A 15338-nucleotide genomic window follows, 5' to 3' on the forward strand; every position below is an offset into this window, starting at 1 on the left:
AACCTCCCTCGACGAGGCGGCAGCAAAAAAGGAACGTATCGATGACACTTTCCAAATCGAAAAGCGGAGCGGGGCTGGCATTGCTGCTGCTCTGCGCCGCCAATTTTCTCGACGCCATGGACGTCTCCACCATCGGTGTCGCGCTGCCCGCCATCCAGGCTGAACTGGGCATGGAAGCGACGTCGCTGCAATGGGCCGTCAGCGCTTATGTGCTCGGCTATGGCGGCTTTCTGCTGCTCGGCGGCCGGGTCGCCGACGTCTTCGGCCACCGCCGCGTCTTCCTCTGGTCGCTGGCGATTTTTGCTGCCGCCAGCATCGCCGGCGGCTTCGTCGACAGCGGCCCGACTCTGATCGCCGCCCGATTGATCAAGGGCATTGCGGCGGCCTTCACCGCGCCGGCAGCGCTTGCGCTGCTGCTCTCCGTCTTTGGCGAAGGAACTGCACGGGCAAAGGCGCTCGGCGTCTTCGCCTCGACCGGCGCGACAGGGTTCGTGCTCGGCATGGTGCTCGGCGGTGCTGCGACCATCCTCAGCTGGCGGGCAACGCTGGTCATGGGTGCGCCGGTCGCCATCCTGACGCTCTTTCTTGCGCCGCTGGCGCTGCCGGCAGACCCGAAAAGGACGGGGCCGCGGCCCGCTTTCGACTGGACCGGCGCGCTGACGATCACCCCCGGGCTGCTGCTCTTCGTCTTCGGCATCACCAATGCCGCGGCCGCCGGCTGGCAGGCTTTTGCGACCTGGGGCTCGCTGCTGGCATCGCTGGCGCTGATCCTGCTCTTCCTCGCAGTCGAAGCGCGCCACCCCGATCCAATGGTGCCGCTCGGCATGTTCCGCCGGGCGAAACTTCGGCACGCCAATGCGATTGCCGCCCTCTTCCAGGGCGCCTATGTCGGCTTCCAGTTCCTGGCGACGCTCTATTACCAAAACGTCCTCGGCTGGTCGGCCTTCACCACCGGCTTCTGCTTTGCGCTTGGCGGCGTCTTCGTGATGTTCCTGGCGCCCCGTTTTGCAAGCCTTGCACAAAATCGCGGCGCTACCAGGCTGATGGCGGCAGGTGTCGGCCTGCAGGCCTTCAGCTACGTCTTCTGGGTGACCGCACTCGGGCATGTCGACGCGATCCTGCTCGTGCTGTTTTCGCAGATCCCGCTCGGCCTCGGTTATGCACTGACCTACCCTTCGGTGCAGGTCGCAGCCCTTTCTGACGTCGAGGATGACAAATCGGGGCTCGCTTCCGGACTGCTCTTCGCCTCCTTCCAGATCGGCGGCGGCATTGTGCTCGCAGCCGCTTCGGCAGTATTCGGCGCCGCACCGCATTTCGGCTGAGATCCTTATGTCGCCGGTATCGCCTTCGTGGCGCTGCTTGCGGTCGCGATCACCCTGCTTGCCGCCGCCGGTCCGCGGACATCGGCCGCCCGGACTTCGGCCTATCAGGCCGCGGAATGACCGTTGCGCCCGCACCCTGACCGGTGCGGGCGCTTCATAAGATAAAGCGAATATTAGCAACAGAATCCCATTGCCTTGCCTCGGCGAAAGGCGCATGGTCTCGCCTTCGGCAGCCATTGTACGGGCGCTGCCGACTGAGGGTTTCATCCCCTCGCCCCGACGAAAGGAGGGCCTATGTCTTCCACTTCCGAAAAGCCGCATCTGACCTCGTCCGATCTCGACATGCTTCAAGGCGTGCTCGACGACGCCGGCTACGACGCCAGAATCCTGATCGATGACCAACGCGTGTTCAACGTCGCGGCCGTGTTGCTGATCAGGCTGTTCCAGGAGGGCGTCACCTCGCCTGCCATGCTCTCAAAGGCTCTCGAATACCATTTCGGCAAGCCGAAGGAACCGCCAAAACCGATCACCCCCATCTTCAACCGATATGCGATACAGGGATTGCCGCGCGAAAGACGGGCCGCTGGCTGATGCGCTGCGCATCTTTCAGATTCGCCAAAGGAGCCAATCACTTTGAAGCTGCGGAAAACCCTGTGTCTCTGTATCGGCGTCGCAGTGGCGGGTTATCTTGGATGGGTGCAGTTCGGCGCTTATCAGCAACGGCAGCATGCCAAGGATCTTGCTGCGATTGACAGGGAGCGCCGGGTGGCGCTCCTCGAAGCGGACGGCTGCCAGGCAAGGGTGGACCTGCTTCTCACGATGACCGACCGCCTGCTCAAGGCCGGAGGGATGCGGGTCCCGTTCGACATCGGGCGGGATATAGATCTTTGCCTGGCGCGCGGCATCATGTCGGCATCCGGGCGAGCGGAAATGGAAAGAACCAAACTGATCCGCCTGTTTCCCATCAATGATTAAGCCCCTCTGAAAATATGGCTTTGTTGCGGCAACGGCCTTAATGGCACCGCAATTTCATTGTAAGAGAAGGGCTCGCTGATTTGGCCGATGCGGCATCTGCGGTGACCGGAATCCGGCCCGCCATTTTCCCGATCGCGAAAACATGGTGACGTCCCGCCTCAACGTCGGGTTTGGCTTTTGGTGACCTCTGAGGTCATCCGCCTCCAGACTTCGATGCGGTTTCAGCAGGCATCATTTCATTCAATTCCTGCGGCCCGGCGTTGTCGGGTCGTCCTCACGACGATCCCGCGATCTCCGGTCGCGGTCGACAAGCGGGCGAACACCGCGCAGGCTACGGCTTTTCAGTTTTCGATCAAACGGGAGATTTATTCATGGCAAAAGGACAGGTTAGAAGCAATCGTGAGGTCCGGAAGCCGAAGAAGGACAAGCAGGCGGCGAAGGTGGAAAGCACGTTCGCCAATCAGATGAAGACGGCGACCACGACCGCCCCGCATGGCAGTGCTCCAAAGAAATAAAAGATCTTATCGAGCCCCCGCCTCTTCGCAGAGATAGCGCAATTCACGATCGATTTGCGCATAAGTATCATGTGTCAACTGAAGTGATTGCGCGTCCGGTCGGCCGCGCTACGCTCCTGCGTGACATTATCACCCATTGACATGTTTCCACAAAAACAGGAAGTGCTGCAGCCATGGTCTCTCTTCACACAATGTACCGTTTCGACTATCCGCTCTTTCTCATTCGCTCGGCTGTAGTGATCGCACTCGGCCTTTCGAGTATCGCGGCCTTTCATGGCGCTATTCTGTGATCGAATCCGCGCGCCGCAACGAGATTAAGGAAATCCAAGTGGTCCCTTTGGGCGAACCCGCCGCAAACTCGGAGTCTTCCGGGGGGCACAACGCGCTTTTCGCTGAGAAGCGCTGGTTGAAGATTCTTGCCGGATACCGTCAGCCGAGAGCGGGCCGAAGCGCTTTTGAGCTTGCCGTCACGGTCGTCCCGTTCGCTCTGTTCTGGGCTGCCGCATGGGCCGCGGTTCATTACAGCTTCTGGCCCGGCCTCATCCTCGTCGTTCCCGCCGCCGCTTTCCTGTTACGGCTGTTCATGATCCAACACGATTGCGGCCATGGCTCGTTTTTCGCACGCCGCGGCGTCGACGACTGGGTTGGGCGAACGATCGGCATCCTGACGCTGACGCCATACGACTATTGGCGCCGGGCACACGCGGAGCACCACGCCTCGGCAGGGAACCTGGACGAACGCGGCGTCGGCGACATCGAAACGCTGACGATCGCCGAATACAATGCGCTGTCGCGCTGGGGCCGGCTTGGTTACCGGCTCTACCGGCACCCGGCCGTGATGTTCGGGATCGGGCCGGCATGGCTGTTCATCTTCAAGCAGCGCCTGCCCTTCGGCATGATGCGCTCCGGCGCCTTGCCCTGGATCTCCACAATGGCGACCAATCTTGCCATCGCGGCGGTCGCGGCACTGCTGATCTGGGCAGTCGGGATCGTCCCCTTCCTGCTGGTGCATCTGCCGACCGTGCTTCTGGCCGGTGCTGCCGGTGTCTGGCTGTTTTACGTCCAGCACCAGTTTGAGGAAACGCATTGGTCGAAGGAGCCGGACTGGCAGTTCCAGCATGCAGCCCTTCACGGCGCTTCGCATTACGACCTGCCGCCGGTGCTGCGCTGGATCACCGGCAATATCGGCATCCACCATGTCCATCATCTGTCGAGCCGGGTGCCCTATTACCGGCTGCCGGAGGTGCTGCGAGACCATCCTGAGCTTGCCGACCTCGGCCGCATCACGCTCATGGAAAGCCTGCGCTGCGTCAAGCTGGTGCTGTGGGACGAACAGACGAAACGGCTGGTGTCGTTTCGCGATGCGGCGCGGCTCGCAGCCGCGCAGTAAGCAGAGGCCTCAAAGCGCGTCGCCCCGATCTGATTGATGCGGCGCGCTTCGCCCTTTGTTTGGGCTGTGCCACCCCGCCCCCAGCGACGCGCTTTAGCGGTATCCCGTCACATCCGCCGGTTTGCCCGGCTCCTGCACTTCCACCATGTAGCGCCAGCAATCCGGCCGCGAACCGTCGATGTCATCGAACCCGTAGACCTTGGCAAGCCCACCGCTCGACAGCGACTGGCCGTTCCAGCGGGCGCGGTCGGGATCGGCGGCAATCGCAGCGACGGCGCGGCCGACGAAGTGCGGGGTTTCGGAAATGGCGAAGTGCGGCTGCACCTTGGTTGCCTCGCGCCAATTGTCTTCGTTGACACCATAGGCATCCAGCATCATTTCGGAGCGCAGCCAGCCGGGCGTGATCGAAACGGCCGTGGCGCCATGTTTTACCAGATCCTGCGCATGCGCCCAGGCCATGCGGGTGACGCCGGTTTTGACGAGGTCGTAGAAGGGCGACAGCCGATAATGGGTGGCATTGTAGTCGGCCGTGCCGTCGGTCACCTCGACAAGCAGCCCGCCCGGTCGCTCGATCAACAGCGGCAGCGCATAATGGGCGGTGATCAGATGCGTCTCGATGCCGAGCCGCAGCAGGCGCAGGCCCTTGTCCAGCGAATGCTCCCAGACGGCCTTATCCCATTCGAACAGCTTTTCGCCGCCCCAGATGTCGTTGACGAGAATATCGAGCCGGCCAGCCTCTGCCCGGATGCGGGCGACCAGCGCCTCGACCTCAGCCTCGACGAGATGGTCTACCCTCACGGCAATACCCCTCCCGCCCGCAGCCGTGACACGTTCGGCCGTTTCCTCGATCGTTTCCGGCCTGGCATATTCGGATTGCTGTGCGCGCGTCGAGCGCCCCGTCACATAGACGGTGGCGCCGGCAGAGCCGAGTTCCACTGCAATGCCGCGGCCGGCGCCCCGCGTTGCACCCGCCACCAAAGCCACTTTCTTCCGCAGGTCCGTTGTCACTTCTCCATCCTCCACGTTAGAAAAGAAAAAACTGACATTGCATATAAACGAATGTTCGTTCATAAATAAGGCGGATACGCGAGGAAATTCATGCCGCGCCGCCGTACGCTTTCCGATGAACAGCTTCTCGCCATGGTTTTGGCGCTGATCCATGCCGAGGGGCCGGATGCGGCGACCTTTGCGGCGGTGGCCAAAGTCAGCGGCCTTTCCGGTTCGACGCTGGTGCAGCGTTTTACCACGAAGGCGGCGATGCTGCGCGCAGCGCTGCTATACGCCTGGGACAGGCTGGATGCGGAAACGGCAAGGCTTGCAGGCAGCGTGGCGATCACACCGGACGGCGCCGTCGCGCTGCTTGTCGGACTGTCGCAGGATTACGGCGACAATGCCGCCGCCTATGGCGAGGGACTGCGGGTGCTGCGCGAGGACTTCCGCGATCCGGTGTTGCGCGCCCGGGGGGCTGCCTGGGGAACGGCGCTGACCGCGGCGATCGCACGCTGTTTCGCATCGGCAGGCGCGCCGGAGACCATCGCCCGGCTGATGCTGTCGCAATGGCAGGGCTCGCTCACCTGGTGGGGCTTTGGCGCGGAAGGGCCGGTGGACAAATATGTGGAGGTGGAATTGCGCCGCTTCCTCGCTGCGGTAAAAAGCTGAGCCGATTACGCCTCTTCCTCTTCCTCGTCCTTCTCTTCACCCACAGTCAGCGGCCAGTCGACGACGTAGTCTTCGAGGTCGTCGATATCGATCTCGTTTTCGTTGATCGTGCGGCCGCGCGCGGAAATGCCGGCGGCATGAACGGTTTCCGGATCGCCGGAGATTAGCGGATGCCACCAGTAGAGATCACGGCCTTCATTGACCAGCCGGTAGCCGCAGGTCGGCGGCAGCCAGGCGATATCGGGCACATTCTCCTTGGTCAGCTGCACGCAATCCGGAACGAAATCCCAGCGGTTCTCATAGCTAGAGCAGCGACAGCTTTCGCCGTCGAGCAGCTTGCAGCTGACCGAGGTGAAATAGATATCGCCGCTATCCCATTCCTCGATTTTGTTGAGGCAACAGAGACCGCAGCCGTCGCAGAGGCTTTCCCATTCGGCGACGGTCATTTCGGCAAGCGTCTTGCGCTTCCAGAAGGGCAGATCGTTCATCGTCATTTCTTGCAACAGCGGCCCGCAAATTGACGTGACAGCCATCTATCTCTCTTGTTATCAGCCGCAAAATCAATCAATTCTTCAGCATGCTCCTGGTATCGGAGGGCTTTGCGGCCATATGGCGGCCTCGCGCTTTCGTCGCTTTCCGACGGCCGGAGATAAGCGAAGCGCGATCAGGCGGGAATACAGGACGTGCAGGATCCGGACAACCCCGAAAGAGGTCCCGAAGCGGGACCCAAAGAAACGGCGAATAACGCGGCGGACAAGCGGCCGGCGAAGAGCCGCCACATCCTGCTGCGCATCGATTCGTGGATCGACTCAACCGTCTGGAACGCCGGCTTCCGCGCCGCCGAGATCTGGGAAGACATCACCATCTTTTTTCGCCGCTTCCGCGTGCGCGGCTGGAAGCGCATGGTCTTCGAATTGGCCGGCGAAGGGCTGACGCTCGGGGCGGCCGGCTCGGTGCTGATGCTGCTGCTTGCCCAGCCGGCCTTCGAGGCGACCAAGGAGGACTGGCGCAACCGCGGCGATTTCGCCGTCACCTTTACTGATCGTTACGGCAACGTCATCGGCCATCGCGGCGTCATTCACCAGAACTCCGTGCCGATCGACGAGCTGCCGGATTCCCTGATCAAGTCGGTGCTCGCTACCGAAGACCGGCGCTTCTTCGACCATTTCGGCATCGACGTGATCGGCCTCTTCCGCGCCGTGGTGACTAACGCCCAGGCCGGCGAAGTCGTGCAGGGCGGCTCGACGCTGACCCAGCAGCTCGCCAAGAACCTGTTTCTCTCCAACGAGCGTTCGATCGACCGCAAGATCACCGAAGCGTTCCTCGCCTTGTGGCTCGAGTCGAACCTTTCCAAGAAGGAAATCCTCTCTACCTACCTCGACCGCGCCTATATGGGCGGCGGCACGTTTGGCGCAGCCGCGGCGGCGCAGTTCTATTTCGGCAAGAATATCACCGATGTGAACCTTGCCGAATCCGCCATGCTGGCCGGCCTGTTCAAGGCGCCGGCTAAATATGCGCCGCATGTGAATCTGCCGGCGGCACGTGCGCGCGCAAATGAGGTGCTGACCAATCTCGTGCAGAGCGGGCTGATGACCGAGGGACAGGTGATCGCCGCCCGGCGCAATCCGGCAACCGTCGTCGACCGCAACGAGGTAGAATCGCCCGACTTTTTCCTCGATTGGGCTTTCGACGAGGTGCAGCGGCTGTCGCCGCGATTCCACCAGCATTCGCTGATCGTGCGCACGACAATCGACATGGGTATCCAGCAGGCGGCTGAGGAATCGGTCGAAACGTCGCTGCGCGAATATGGCGAGGCCTATCACGCCAAGCAGGGTGCCATGGTGATGATCGAGAACGGCGGCGCGGTACGCGCCATGGTCGGCGGGCGGGACTACGGCGAAAGCCAGTTCAACCGCGCCACCAGGGCGCTGCGCCAGCCGGGATCCTCCTTCAAGGTCTATACCTATTCGGTGGCCATGGAGAGCGGGATGACGCCGCAGACGACGATCGTCGACGCACCGATCTCTTGGGGCAATTGGAGCCCGCACAATTATGCGAACCACTATGCTGGCCGCATAACCCTTGAGACGGCGATCGCCCAATCGATCAACACGGTGCCGGTGCGGCTTGCCAAGGAGAAGCTCGGCATTCAGCCGATCCGGGCCATGGCGAAGAACCTCGGCGTCGAAACGCCGATCCGCGACGACGTCACCATCCCGATCGGCACGTCCGAGGTGACGGTGCTCGATCAGGCGACGGCCTATGCCACCTTCCCGGCCGGCGGCTATCAGTCGCGCCGCCACGGCATCACCCAGGTTCTCGATTACGACGGCGACGTGCTCTATGATTTCGACCGCGACGAGCCGGCGCCTAAACGCGTACTCTCGGAACAGGCCGATGCCTATATGAACCAGATGTTGTCGCGCGTTCCCTATGTCGGCACGGCGCGCAAGGCAGCCCTTGACAACGGCATCGTGACAGCTGGCAAGACCGGCACGACCCAGGCCTACCGCGACGCCTGGTTCGTGGGTTTCACCGGCAACTACACCTGCGCCGTCTGGTTCGGCAATGACGACTATACCTCGACCAACAACATGACCGGCGGCTCGCTGCCGGCGATGACCTTCAAGCGCGCCATGGACTACGCCCATCAGGGTGTGACGCTGCGCGCCATTCCCGGCATCGAAAATCCCTTGCCCTCGGAAAAGGATCTCGCCAAGACCGTCGCCGCCAAGCCGCAGGACGGATTGCCGCAGCTCATCCGGCCGCGCATGCTCTCGGTGCCATCGACGAATATTCTCAAAGCCCTCGGCGCAAAGCTGAAAAATGCCGCCCCGCTCGCGCCGGCGAAGGTGGCGAGCGCCGAATAGACGCCGCGTGGATGCGACGAACGATTTCCGGGAGATCTGCGAGAGCGTGGCCCCTCATCCGGCTAGGTGAGGGCAAATCATAGGCGCGCACGCCCGCACCTCTGGATAGATCGCGTACATGTCGTCGCATGGCATTCCACCCCACCAGAATCAGTGGTAACCCTTTAACTCGATATGGTTTCCAAGGTCTTGACGTGTTTCGATTCCCCCTCTTCATCCTGGTCACGCTGATCGTCGCCTTCGGCGGCGGGATCATGATTTCGCTGTATGCGCTGGATGCGACACAGGGTTTCGGGGCGATCAAGCTCGGGGCGTGGGAGGCCTTTCCGGCGCTTCAGACGGTCGATGCCGATCCTTATGCCAAGTCGCATCGGGCTCGCGCCGGCAAGCTGCTCTACGGCAGCGCCGAGGGGCTGACCTTCACGGCGAGCGTCGACGACGACGGTGCGCGGCTGAATGCCGGCTGCCGCTACCGCATCAGCGGGCAAACGCCGCCTGCCCGGATCTGGACACTCTTTACCGCCGACAATGGCGGCAACCCGGCGGCAGTCAAGACCGGGCATCCCTCAGCGCTCAATTCCTGGACGGTGCTGCGCCAGCCGGACAGCAGCTTCTCGATCGACATCTCAGCCGCGGCGCAGCCCGGCAACTGGCTGGCCTTGCCGGAGGCCGGCACCTTCCGGCTGGTGCTGACGCTGTTCGACACGCCGACCGCCGGCAGCTCCGGCGTGATCGACCTCGCCATGCCGAAGCTCACCAAGACCGGATGCGGCAATGCTTAGGATCTTCTTCGCCATTCTGACCGGCCTTTTCGGCGCAGCCCTGCTGCACCTCGTCATCATCCTGTCGCTGCCGCATTTCACCGGCAAGGATGCGGCGACCCGCGTGGAGGCGGAGGGCGACCTCAACAATTTCACGTTGCTCGGCGGCCAGTATGACGAAGCAGGCCTTGCCAATGGCGACCCCTTCGTGCGCACCGCCGTCTGCTCCTTCGACGTCGAGGATGCGCCGGTGCATTTCACCGCCAAGGGCAATGTGCCCTTCTGGTCGATCGCCATCTACGACAGCGCCTCCAACGAGGTCTTCAGCATGAACGACAGAACCTCGGTCGGCGGTGCGCTCGATGTGCTGGCCGGCGGCCCGATCCAGCTGACCGACCTGCGCAAGAACCTGCCGCAGGAATTGCAGCAGGCGATCCTGGTGGAAATGGCGCGGCCGGACGGCTATGCCGTGCTGCGGACGCTGGCGCCGCAGGCAAGTTTTAATGAGGCGGCGCGGAACTTCCTGACGGAAGCCGGCTGTGAGCAATTTAGCGCCCGCTAAAGTTGACCGGACGTTACTTCTTGTTGACGCGCGGCGCGGGCGCCGGACCATGTCTAGGGCTCTCGGTCAGCCGCTCGTAGCGGACGCCCGTGAACCAGAGGATCTTAGCTTCGCGGGGCTCTTTGTCCGGGCGGCGGGGCGCCCGCGGCTGCCGATCCGCCAATGCGACTACTATTGCCATTCTCGTCTCCATGCACTGCCCGAGACGGATGAACTTACGATGGATTTCACCCTGCCCGCCAATGTGCGAGCCGGCGCGTCCTGCGGTGGCGGAGTGACCGAACCGAGGGCATTCGCGCCTTTCCCACGGCACCTGGTTGAAATACCGTGATCAGGAGTCTCAACGATCCAAACACTCAAATCGCGTCGTTCCCATCCGAATTGAGACATATGACAGTTAACAGTTTACTAATATTCGGCGGAAGCCAAACACAGTTCACGTTACCTGCTCTGTAACGCGCGAAGAGTTGATTTGGTTTCACGCCGCCCGCCCAAGGCTCCGGCCCGAACTCGAAGTATAAAACAAGAAGTAAATCATATAGTTGAGAAGAGCGGAGCACGCCTACCCCGGCAGCAAAAGAGCAATGTTGCAGAAATGCTTCATGAAAATATTTAATTGCAGACGAATCCGATACGCGTATGTTTGCTCCAGTCGATCAGCATTTCCGGCCCCGATCGATCGCGGATATTCACGCTCTTGCCGGAATGCGGAGGCTAGCGATGTCTTTGCTGGTGAATTCACATTTCTCGCCTGACGATCTCGACATTCTGCGCGGTGCGCTCGATGCCTGGTGCGCGGAACGGCGCGTCGACATCAAAAGCGTCGAGGCGCAGTATGCGGCATCGGCGGCACTCGACCTTTATCAGGCCGGCCACAACAGCCGCGAAAAATTGCTGGACGCGCTGCGCGATCGCAAAGCCGCCTGACCTTTTCCCTTGTGATGCCAGCGGTGCAGTCGTTGCAGCGGCCTCTTCCAACAGACTTTTATGTTGCCGGCCAATCACGCCGCGACACGCGCCGCGTGTATATTTCTGGCGCATTTTCACAAAATCTTCAGCATGCATTAACCCTACCGGTGTAGGATTTGTTCATAACCCATGTGGCCCGGCATGCGTTCCGCCAGCGCATATCGGCCCGTGGTTCCCCTTGGTTCGGCGTTTTCGGGGTGTTCTTGTGCGTGACCGGTTTCGAGACCTAGAGGGCCCATTGGCCGTCAGGAAAAAGGACGTGGTATTGATGGCGACCGTCAGCAGTTTCGAGAACCTGTCTCATCCGACACGTTCCGAACTGCGCCAATTTGCCGAGCTTTTCATGCCGCTGTTCCAGGCCTCCTCCGACGAGGCCAAACGCCAGGCCGTCGCGGCACTCTCTCAATGCGAAAACATGCCGGCGGCCGTGGCGCTGTTCATCGGCAACCAGCCGATCGAGATCGCCGCCCCTTTTCTTGCCGCCTCCAAGGCAATTGCCGACGATACCCTGATTACCATCGCGCGCATGCAGGGTGCAGCGCATGTAAAGGCGATCGTCAGTCGCGATTCCCTCTCGCCGAAGGTCATCGATGCGCTGGTGGCGCTACGCCAGAGCCAGCCGCGGTCGGCCGCCGCATCGGCGCCCATCACAGAATCCCAGACGGTGCCGCTGTCGCCGGCGCCTGGAGAAACCTACGAGGCGGATGCGCTGCAGGAACAGCGGGTTGCCAATGAAGAGGCGCTGCGCGAGCGTATTCTCGGTCTTGCTGGCCATCTCGGCCGGGCCGACGAGGACAGGCTTGGCCTGCGCACGCTTACCGATATTCAGGAGGCGCTGCTGGTACGTTTTGCCCGCTCACGCGAGGCAATGCATTTCGCAACCGCGCTGGCCGATGCGCTGTCGGCCAGCCGCTGGCTTGCAGAACGCATCATGCTCGATCTTTCCGGCCAGCAGCTCGCGACGACGCTGACGAGCCTTGGCATGGGCTTTCTCGACGCCGTCTTCGTGCTGGAAAAGCTTTATCCGCATCTTGCCGAACAGCAGCACAATGTCACGCGCGGCTGGATGGTGCTCGATGCGCTCGATCCGGAAGAATGCCACGAACGGGTGGAAGCTTGGCGCCGCGCCGATCGCTACACCTACAAACCCGAAGCGGCCAATGCGCCTGCACCTCAGGAAACGCCGAGCCACCGCTTCCTCAATCAGGCGCCGGCGCAGCGCGACATGCGTGTCCTGGGGCGGCGATCCCGCTGAGATCGGCAGACCCGCCAGCCCTCAGCCATCCCGTGCAAGCGGGATCATGTCGCCCAATTCCTCCGCCTCGAGCTCTACGATCCACAGATCGGGGTCGAACCGGCGTTCCCGCTCCAGCATGGCGCGCACCGCCTCCGGCTCGCTGCGCGACAGGCGGATCTCGAACAGACGGGCGCCCGCCTCATCTTCGCCGAAGGCGGTCTGCGGCGCAGGCGCATAGAGCGTTTCCAGGCCGTCGCGAAAATGCTGGCGGATGAAGATCGCACCCGCCTCCTCCGCACCCTTCTTTTCGACGGCGGCAAAATCGCCGCTGGCGAAGACGCGGCGCAGGAGGGCGGAAACGAAGATGTCGGCGCGTAATCTCATCGGCGCGGTATAGACCGGGCGGCCAGCGGCGGCAATGCGGCGATTGGCGGTGTTCCAGACGACATGGCCAGGCCGCTTGGGCTGCGAGGGTTTCCGGTTATGGTAGGGGTGTTTCTAAGGCGTTTCGCGCTGTGCGCGGGAAAAGCGCTACGCACTTTTGCGCGACAGGCTTCGGGCTAAATTGCGCCGATCTCCTTGAGTTTTTTCAGCACCGCCTGGGTCGGCTCGCCGTTTTCGGGCAGGTTGTAGTGCTTCTGGAAATGGCGGATGGCCGCGCGGGTCTGCTCGCCGGCAACACCGTCGACGCCGACATTGGCATAGGCCATGTTGGAAAGGCCCTTCTGGATCTTCAGCACCAGATCGACATTGGTGATTTCGCTTGAGGGAACCTGCTTTGCGGATGACGGAGCGGTTTTGACCGTCTTTTCGGCGCTGCGGATCGCCGCTGCGACCGGGTCTTCCGCCGCTGCCTTCGAGCTGACATCCTCGGGCGGCTTTTCCATGGGAACGGTCGAGGGGCCGGCTGAATCAGTCTTCAGCGCCGCCAGCACCTGCGGCGTCGGATCGCCGGTCTGGGCCATGCCGACGGTTTCCTCGAAGAAGAGGATGGCCGCGCTGGTACGTGGGCCGATGACGCCGTCGGGTATGCCGTTATAGAGGCCACGGCGCACCAGTTGTTGCTGGATGTCCATGACGAGCTGGCTCGGCTGCTGGCCGGGCGCGGCCGGCGCCGGCGTTGCGTTGGTGGTGGTCGCGGCATCCTCCGGCCGCTCGATGCGGAAGGTGGTGACGTCGCCCTGCTGCTCCTCGGCCGGGCGGCGGGCGCCGAGCACGTTGGAAGACTGCGGATCGCGGGTGCGGAAAATCGGGTGGGGATGCAGGCCCGGCTGATACCAGAGCGCATTGGCGGCGACGAAGGAGAAGATGACGACAAAGGTGATCGTGCCGCCGGCAACCGAGGGATTGCGGCCGATGACGCCGCCGAGCACCGAGGCGCCCTGCAGGCTGAGGCCGCCCAGGGCGGCTGCACCCGACATCAAGAGGCCCGGCTGCTGCCGTCCCCTTTTTCCCTTAGGCGATTTTCGCTTGTGCGCGGCCATCCAAACGCCCCTCCCCCAATTCTACACCTGCATTGAGCGCGCCCTTCAGCCGCGGCGGGAACTCGACAGTCGCGCCATGACCGGCGTCTTCGGCGCATATGGCGCCCGAGCCGTCCACCGCGATCTCTATGGTGATGATCGTGCCTTCGCCGGGCTGGCTGGCGATGGCGAAATGCCCGCCATGCAGCGCCACCAGCCCCTTGACCAGGGAAAGACCAAGGCCGGTGCCTTCGAAGCGACGGGTATAGTCGTTCTGGATCTGGACGAAGGGCTGACCGAGCAAGGCCAGCTTGTCGGCCGCAATACCGATGCCGGTGTCGCTGACCGTCAGCTTGAGGATGCCGTCGCGTGCCGCCGCGTCGACCGAGACGACGCCGCCGGCCTCGGTGAACTTTATGGCATTGCCGACGAGATTGATGAGGATCTGCTGGATGGCGCGCTGATCGGCGACGATCTCGCCGAGGCCGCGCTGGATCCGGCTCGTCAGCGTCAGGCCTTTGGTCTTGGCCTGCAATGCCAGCATCGATTCGCAGGATTTGACCGAACTCGCTATATCGAAAGGTTCAAGGATAAGCTCGTAGCGGCCGGCTTCGATCTTGCTCATGTCGAGCATGGTGTTGACGACGGACAGGAGATGGGCGCCGGATTCGCGCACGAGGCCGACATATTCGCGCTGACGGTCGTTTTCGAACTTGCCGAAATATTCGCCGATCAGGATATCGGAAAAACCGAGAATGGCGTTCAGCGGCGTGCGCAGTTCGTGGCTGACGGCGGCGAGGAAGCGCGACTTGGCGTCGTTTGCCGATTCGGCATCGGCAACACGGTTCTGGGCTTCGGCCCGCAGCTGCTGCTCGACGGAGACATCGCGCAGCTGAGCGATGACGGCGGCAAGTTCGCCGTCGGCGTCGCGCCGGGCCGTCATGTCCATTCTAAGATAGGCGAACTGGCGTTGATCGCGCGCGACCGAGGGGCGGTCGATGCGCAGATCGACGCACTCGGCATCCTCGCCCCGGCGCAGGCTATCGAGCGCCTGCAGGAAAAGGATGCGGTCGGAGACGTGCACCTGCTCCAGGAAGCCCCTGCCCTTGGGATCGCGCATCCAGGCGAGGAAATCGCGCCGGTCGCGGCCGCCGATCGTGGCCACACTGCCGTGCGGATCGAGGAAGAAGACGAGCCCGGGGGTGGCGTCAAGGAAGAAGTCCTCGGCCGACTGTGTCGCGATCCCGGCGGACGAGCCCTGACGGGCAAGCGCGATGCTGCCGACGGCGGAGAACAGAAAGGCGGCGCAAACCATGGCGACCCCTGCCGGCAAGGCGACGGCCGGACTGGTGACCGCCGAGAGGCCGATCGGAGCGGCAATAAGCGCAGCCGACGAGAACAGCACGAGGCGGCGCAGGATCGCAAGCTCGCGCTGGCGCACGGCTTCACCGCCGCCCGTCCGGGAGAGCCAGCTTGTCGCCGCCCGGTCTACGAGCGCCGTCACCCAGCCGCCAATGTTACTCAATACTCGCACGCAATACCCGCCCAAAAAGGCTGTCTATCGATCCGGACAATAGGCCCCGGCGGCTTAAAGAAAGGATAAGGCAAAAGCGCT

At 62.7% G+C, this 15338-nt stretch carries 16 protein-coding genes and 1 pseudogene; 11 read left to right on the plus strand and 6 right to left on the minus strand.

Annotated features, from left to right (window positions below):
- Positions 1–41: 41 nt before the first annotated feature.
- The 5 genes and pseudogenes from OS035_RS00155 to OS035_RS00175 all read left to right on the plus strand — a co-directional run bounded on the left by OS035_RS00155 (position 42) and on the right by OS035_RS00175 (position 4202).
- Positions 42–1442: pseudogene (locus OS035_RS00155) on the plus strand (MFS transporter).
- Between the two features lie 174 nt (positions 1443–1616).
- Entirely contained in the window at positions 1617–1913 is a 297-nt protein-coding gene (locus OS035_RS00160; protein WP_097627706.1) for a hypothetical protein, read from the plus strand.
- A 48-nt stretch (positions 1914–1961) separates the two neighbouring features.
- On the plus strand, positions 1962–2297 hold the full coding sequence (locus tag OS035_RS00165; RefSeq protein ID WP_097627769.1) for a hypothetical protein: 336 nt from the start codon (positions 1962–1964) through the stop codon (positions 2295–2297).
- A 371-nt stretch (positions 2298–2668) separates the two neighbouring features.
- Positions 2669–2812, plus strand: a complete 144-nt coding sequence (locus tag OS035_RS00170) for a hypothetical protein (RefSeq protein ID WP_003587729.1) — start codon at positions 2669–2671, stop codon at positions 2810–2812.
- Between the two features lie 328 nt (positions 2813–3140).
- Complete coding sequence (locus tag OS035_RS00175) at positions 3141–4202, plus strand: fatty acid desaturase (protein WP_183777468.1); 1062 nt, start codon at positions 3141–3143, stop codon at positions 4200–4202.
- Between the two features lie 93 nt (positions 4203–4295).
- Here the strand turns inward: OS035_RS00175 and OS035_RS00180 are convergent, their stop codons facing one another.
- A complete protein-coding gene (locus OS035_RS00180; RefSeq protein ID WP_331813210.1) occupies positions 4296–5210 on the minus strand; it encodes an SDR family oxidoreductase in 915 nt (304 codons plus the stop codon).
- A gap of 90 nt (positions 5211–5300) precedes the next feature.
- Between OS035_RS00180 and OS035_RS00185 the strand changes: the two genes are divergently transcribed.
- Complete coding sequence (locus OS035_RS00185) at positions 5301–5861, plus strand: TetR family transcriptional regulator (protein WP_097627700.1); 561 nt, start codon at positions 5301–5303, stop codon at positions 5859–5861.
- Positions 5862–5866: 5 nt separating this feature from the next.
- Here the strand turns inward: OS035_RS00185 and OS035_RS00190 are convergent, their stop codons facing one another.
- A complete protein-coding gene (locus OS035_RS00190) occupies positions 5867–6349 on the minus strand; it encodes a YcgN family cysteine cluster protein (protein ID WP_012557045.1) in 483 nt (160 codons plus the stop codon).
- A 195-nt stretch (positions 6350–6544) separates the two neighbouring features.
- Between OS035_RS00190 and OS035_RS00195 the strand changes: the two genes are divergently transcribed.
- From OS035_RS00195 to OS035_RS00205, 3 genes are all read left to right on the plus strand, one after another.
- Positions 6545–8731: a transglycosylase domain-containing protein gene (locus OS035_RS00195; protein ID WP_331813211.1), complete on the plus strand. Its 2187-nt coding sequence runs from the start codon at positions 6545–6547 to the stop codon at positions 8729–8731.
- Between the two features lie 194 nt (positions 8732–8925).
- The gene (locus OS035_RS00200) at positions 8926–9513 is read left to right on the plus strand and encodes a DUF1214 domain-containing protein (RefSeq protein WP_097627696.1); all 588 of its coding nucleotides are present in this window, start codon (positions 8926–8928) and stop codon (positions 9511–9513) included.
- Entirely contained in the window at positions 9506–10054 is a 549-nt protein-coding gene (locus tag OS035_RS00205) for a DUF1254 domain-containing protein (protein ID WP_003587740.1), read from the plus strand. The genes OS035_RS00200 and OS035_RS00205 overlap by 8 nt, the downstream gene beginning before the upstream one ends.
- Before the next feature lie 13 nt (positions 10055–10067).
- Here the strand turns inward: OS035_RS00205 and OS035_RS00210 are convergent, their stop codons facing one another.
- Positions 10068–10235 carry a hypothetical protein gene (locus OS035_RS00210; protein ID WP_165503950.1) on the minus strand — a complete coding sequence of 56 codons (168 nt, stop codon included), beginning with the start codon at positions 10233–10235 and terminating at the stop codon, positions 10068–10070.
- A gap of 539 nt (positions 10236–10774) precedes the next feature.
- On the opposite strand from OS035_RS00210, the gene OS035_RS00215 reads away from it, so the two are divergent.
- Positions 10775–10981, plus strand: coding sequence for a hypothetical protein (locus OS035_RS00215; protein WP_331813212.1), 207 nt, complete (start codon positions 10775–10777; stop codon positions 10979–10981).
- Between the two features lie 247 nt (positions 10982–11228).
- Positions 11229–12278, plus strand: a complete 1050-nt coding sequence (locus tag OS035_RS00220; protein ID WP_097627692.1) for a DUF2336 domain-containing protein — start codon at positions 11229–11231, stop codon at positions 12276–12278.
- A 21-nt stretch (positions 12279–12299) separates the two neighbouring features.
- On the opposite strand, the gene OS035_RS00225 is transcribed toward OS035_RS00220, so the two are convergent.
- The 3 genes from OS035_RS00225 to OS035_RS00235 all read right to left on the minus strand — a co-directional run bounded on the left by OS035_RS00225 (position 12300) and on the right by OS035_RS00235 (position 15257).
- Positions 12300–12644, minus strand: coding sequence for a DUF1491 family protein (locus OS035_RS00225; RefSeq protein ID WP_097627690.1), 345 nt, complete (start codon positions 12642–12644; stop codon positions 12300–12302).
- 176 nt (positions 12645–12820) lie between these two features.
- The gene (locus tag OS035_RS00230) at positions 12821–13744 is read right to left on the minus strand and encodes a peptidoglycan-binding domain-containing protein (protein ID WP_331813213.1); all 924 of its coding nucleotides are present in this window, start codon (positions 13742–13744) and stop codon (positions 12821–12823) included.
- Entirely contained in the window at positions 13716–15257 is a 1542-nt protein-coding gene (locus OS035_RS00235) for a sensor histidine kinase (RefSeq protein ID WP_097627685.1), read from the minus strand. Before OS035_RS00235 ends, OS035_RS00230 begins: the two co-directional genes overlap by 29 nt.
- Between the last annotated feature and the right edge of the window lie 81 nt (positions 15258–15338).

It is taken from the genome of Rhizobium sp. 268 (assembly GCF_036571585.1).
Taxonomy (GTDB): Bacteria; Pseudomonadota; Alphaproteobacteria; order Rhizobiales; family Rhizobiaceae; genus Rhizobium; species Rhizobium redzepovicii.

Coding starts and splice junctions, on each gene's coding strand:
- OS035_RS00160 (WP_097627706.1), top strand. CDS start 1,617: ATGTCTTCCACTTCCGAAAAGCCGCATCTGACCTCGTCCGATCTCGAC.
- OS035_RS00170 (WP_003587729.1), top strand. CDS start 2,669: ATGGCAAAAGGACAGGTTAGAAGCAATCGTGAGGTCCGGAAGCCGAAG.
- OS035_RS00185 (WP_097627700.1), top strand. CDS start 5,301: ATGCCGCGCCGCCGTACGCTTTCCGATGAACAGCTTCTCGCCATGGTT.
- OS035_RS00190 (WP_012557045.1), bottom strand. CDS start 6,349: ATGAACGATCTGCCCTTCTGGAAGCGCAAGACGCTTGCCGAAATGACC.
- OS035_RS00205 (WP_003587740.1), top strand. CDS start 9,506: ATGCTTAGGATCTTCTTCGCCATTCTGACCGGCCTTTTCGGCGCAGCC.
- OS035_RS00210 (WP_165503950.1), bottom strand. CDS start 10,235: ATGGCAATAGTAGTCGCATTGGCGGATCGGCAGCCGCGGGCGCCCCGC.
- OS035_RS00215 (WP_331813212.1), top strand. CDS start 10,775: ATGTCTTTGCTGGTGAATTCACATTTCTCGCCTGACGATCTCGACATT.
- OS035_RS00225 (WP_097627690.1), bottom strand. CDS start 12,644: ATGAGATTACGCGCCGACATCTTCGTTTCCGCCCTCCTGCGCCGCGTC.
- OS035_RS00230 (WP_331813213.1), bottom strand. CDS start 13,744: ATGGCCGCGCACAAGCGAAAATCGCCTAAGGGAAAAAGGGGACGGCAG.